The organism is Pantoea sp. SIMBA_079, assembly GCF_046940275.1.
Taxonomy (GTDB): domain Bacteria; phylum Pseudomonadota; class Gammaproteobacteria; order Enterobacterales; family Enterobacteriaceae; genus Pantoea; species Pantoea borealis.
Window position 1 is genome coordinate 1 of the sequence record NZ_JAWRYR010000135.1, and the last position, 314, is coordinate 314.

Consider the following 314-nt stretch of genomic DNA (forward strand, 5'->3'; position numbering starts at 1 on the left):
GTTCGCCCAGGAGGTGCGCCGGTTCTACCCCTTCTTCCCCGTCATCGGCGGACGGGCGACCCGTGAGGCGATGTGGCAGGGTGAGCGCGTCCGCCGCGACGACTGGGTGCTGCTCGACCTCTACGCGACAACCCACCATCCTGCGATCTGGGACCAGCCGGACCGGTTCCTCCCCCAGCGTTTCGAGGGCCTGGTGGTCGAGCCCAACACGCTGATCCCGCAGGGAGGCGGCCGCTACCACGAGGACCACCGCTGCCCGGGCGAGCCGGTCACCGTCGACCTGATCGAGGTCGGCACCCGGCTGCTGTCCCGTG

1 protein-coding gene is annotated in these 314 nt (G+C 70.7%); it reads left to right on the forward strand.

Annotation, left to right across the window (positions count from 1 at the left end; genetic code table 11):
- Window positions 1-314, forward strand: a 314-nt coding sequence (locus tag SB719_RS19430) for a cytochrome P450 (RefSeq protein ID WP_412159641.1), incomplete at both ends; no start/stop codon positions are given.